Below are 3623 nucleotides of genomic sequence, written 5' to 3' on the forward strand. Positions count from 1 at the left end.
GCCTGGGTCACTGCCATGGCTTCCTTCTCCGCGACCGAGGCGCCTGCCGCGGGGTTGATGAGCAGCGCGGCAGATGCCACGGCGGCGAGGCACGGGATGCGGAAGGTGAGCATGGCGAAGGTCTGGCGGCAACAGACCTCTACTTTGCCGCGCCGGCCTTCAGAAAGCCATTCACGTCCAACCAGCGGACGAAGGCCGGGAACCAGCCCTCGGCGGTCTTGCCCGGGTAGCCGAGCCCAAAACCATGGCCGCCGTTCTGGTAGAGATGGAATTCGACCGGCCGGCCGGCATCGAACCAGGACTTGACGACGCCCATCTGGCCGCGGAACAGGAAGTCGTCGCTGGCGATGACGTTGAACATCGGCGGCGCGTCCTTGGGCACGTCGACCGGCCCCATGCCGCCGTAGATCGGCGCGATGAAGGCGAGCTTCATGGTCTTGGAGTTGAGCGTGCTGTGCATCGTCAGGCCCGCGCCGGCCGAGAAGCCCACCATGCCCAGCCGCCTGGTGTCGACGCCCCATTCCTTGGCGCGCGAGAGGATGAGGGCATGGGCCGCTTCGGCGTCGGCAAGCTGGTTGGCGAGGTCGGGCACCAGTGAGCGCGGGTTGCCGTCGCTCGATCCGGCCGCGGTGAACATGCGGTTCATCGAGTCCTTGAAGCCGTCGAGCGAGTCCGGCGTCGGCTGCAGCCGGTACTTGAGGACGAAGGCGGCAATGCCCTGGTCGGCCAGCGCCTGGGCCACCTTCCAGCCCTCGTTGTTGATCGACAGCCAGCGGAAGCCCCCGCCCGGCGCCACCAGCACTGCCGCGCCATTGCCCTTGCCCGGCGCGGGCAGGTAGGGCGTCAGCGTGGCGGTGGTGACGTTGCGCACCATCGGCTCGCCCCACTGACGGAACCAGCTCTCGGCGGCCGGCTGCTTGTCGACGCCGCCGGTGCCGAGCGGGATGGCGCGTGGCTCGGCGGGCGCCTGCAGCGGGTGGATGGTGCCGTCCTGCGCGAGGGCGCATGTGGCAGCGGAGGCCAGCAGCAGGGCCAGCAAGGTGGAGAGAAGTGATCGCATGGTCGTTGTCCAACGAGTTGATGGGTTAATGCGGCAGCAGCACCTGGCGCGCCAGCGAGAAGGTCGCGCGTTCGACCGGAGCGCCGGTGTCCGGCTGGCCGCCGCCCACGCTGAGGCCATAGCTGCCAGGCATGACCTGGCGCACGCCGTCGCGGTCCACGAAGCTCAGGTCGCGGGCATCGAGCCGGTAGCTCAGCTCGCGCCGTTCGCCCGCCTTCAGATGCAGGCGCTGAAAGCCACGCAGCGCCAGGCGCGGCCCGCCCTCGAAGCGCGGCGGCGCCAGGTAGAGCTGGGCCACCTCGTCGCCATCGCGCGTGCTGGTGTTGGTGATGGCCGTGCGCACCACCAGGCCCACGTCCTTGCCGTCGTCCTGCACCTCGAGCTTGGGCGCCTCGTAGCGGAAGCTGGAATAGCTCAGGCCATGGCCGAACGGGTAGACCACCGGCTTGTCAAAGAAGCGGTAGGTGCGCCCGGCCATGCGGTAGTCGTCAAACGGCGGGAGGTCGCTTGCGCTGCGGTAGAAGGTCACCGGCAGCCGCCCGGCCGGGTTGGCCACACCGGTGAGCACCTGCGCGATGGCCTGGCCGCCGCCCTCGCCCGGGTACCAGGCCTGCAGCACCGCCGCCGCGTTCGCCTGCGCCCAGGACAGGTCGATGGCGCTGCCGCTCAGGTTCAGCACCACCARTGGCTTGCTCCCCTGCGCCGCGGCCTGGAGATAGGCGCGCTGGTCCGCCGGCAAGTCCAGTGTCGTGCGGTCGCCTCCCTGGAAGCCTTCGATCTTGACGGGCATCTCCTCGCCTTCCAGGTCCGACGTCAGGCCGACGACGGCGACCACCACGTCAGCGCCCTGCACGGCGGCGCGCAGGTCAGCCAGCGGCTGGCGGGAAACGCGCTTCCAGACCATGCCGGGCGGCGCCCCGGCGCCGGACTCCGTCTCGAACTGCAGCGCATAGCGCTCGCCCTGCTTGAGGTCCACCTGCGTCAAGGCCACCGGCTCGGCCCATTGCGTCGGGCGCCTGGCCAGCGTCACATCACGGCCGGCGACGCGCACCTGGCCTTTGGCACCCGCAACGCCGAGTCGGTAGCTGCCCGTCTCGGGGGCGACGAAGAAGCCCGTCAAGACCACCCGCGTCACCTCGCCGGACTCGGGAAAGTCGCGCACGCGTGAGTCGAGCTGCGCCACGCCGTGGCTGGCGAAGGCCTTCTCCTGAAAACGGCGCTTGCCCGGCGCCACTGGGGAGCCAGGCTGGAGCTTGAAATAGCTGGCACGCAGCCCCGGGCTGCCGTCGGGCGCGACGAAGGCGCTGGCGGGCACCGGGTCGCCGTCGGTGATCGAGGGGCCGAAGGGCACGAGGCTGACCTGCGCCGCCGGGAACTGCTGGCGCAGGCCCTCGAAGACGGTCTGCGTCGGCCCGGTCTGGCCGGACGAGTAGTTGCCCCGCATCACACGGCGGGCATCGGCCAGCGGGCCGACGACGGCGATGCGGGCCGAGGCGCGCAGCGGCAGCACGCCGTCATTTTTCAGCAGCACCAGGCTCTCGAGCGCGGCGCGAAGCGCCAGCGCGCGCTGATCGGCCGAGTTGATCGCCTCGGCCTTCGGGAAGCTGCGCTCGCCCAGCCCCGGCAGATCGCCATTGCGCAGCCGCGCGGCAAACAGGCGCACCAGCGCGTTGTCGATGTCGGCCGCGCGGATGTAGCCGCGCGCCAGCGCCTGCTTGTAGCGCTCGCCCAGGCCCGGCGTGTGCGACAGCGTGGCGCCATTGCACTCGTTGTCCACGCCGGCCTTGAGGGCGGCGGCGGCTCCGGCCGGGGCGTCGGGCGCGTACTTGTGGTGGGCATGGATGTCGACGACGGCGTCGCAATCCGACACCACGTAGCCGTTGAACTTCCAGTCCTGGCGCAGCGTCTTCACCAGCAGGCTGTGGCTGGCGCAGGCCGGCTCGCCGTTGACCCGGTTGTAGGCGCACATGATGGAGCCGGCCTGCGCGTCGACTATTGCCGCGCGAAAGGCGGGCAGGTAGGTGTCCTCCAGGTCCTGCGCCGAGACCCACACGTCCACCGAATGCCGCGTGGATTCGGGGCCGCTGTGCACGGCGAAATGCTTGGGGCTGGCGATGACGTGTGGCAGCGCCGGGTCCGGCCCCTGCATGCCGTGCACGAAGGCCTTGCCGAGCGTCGCGGTCAGGAAGGGGTCCTCGCCATAGGTTTCCTGGCCCCGCCCCCAGCGCGGATCGCGAAAGATGTTGATGTTGGGCGACCAGGTGTCCAGCGCGCCGCCTATCTTGTTCGGGTTGGGCTTGCCGCGCCCCAGCGCGTAGACGGCCCGCACCTCGGTGCTGATGCTGGCCGCCACGTCCTGCATCAGGCGGTCGTTGAAGCTGGCGGCCAGGCCGATGGGTTGTGGGAAGTTCGTCGTCGCACCGGGGCCGAAGGCGCCGTGCAGCGACTCCGTCCACCAGTTGTAGGCCGGGATGTTCAACCGCGGGATGGCCGGCGCTCCGTTGAGCAGCTGCTCCGTCTTCTCGTCGAGCGTCAGCTGGGCCACGATCTGGCGGGCCTGGGC

Annotated in this window: 2 protein-coding genes; both read right to left on the reverse strand. The window is 70.3% G+C overall.

Annotated elements, in window-relative coordinates; all coding sequences use genetic code 11:
• Positions 1–139: 139 nt before the first annotated feature.
• The gene (locus ACXJKR_RS27240) at positions 140–1060 is read right to left on the reverse strand and encodes an alpha/beta hydrolase (protein ID WP_457325484.1); all 921 of its coding nucleotides are present in this window, start codon (positions 1058–1060) and stop codon (positions 140–142) included.
• A 25-nt stretch (positions 1061–1085) separates the two neighbouring features.
• Positions 1086–3623 (reverse strand): glycoside hydrolase family 3 C-terminal domain-containing protein (locus ACXJKR_RS27245; protein WP_457325485.1); only part of this gene is annotated, 2538 nt, incomplete at its 5' end.

The sequence above is a fragment of the Roseateles sp. P5_E11 genome (assembly GCF_054049355.1).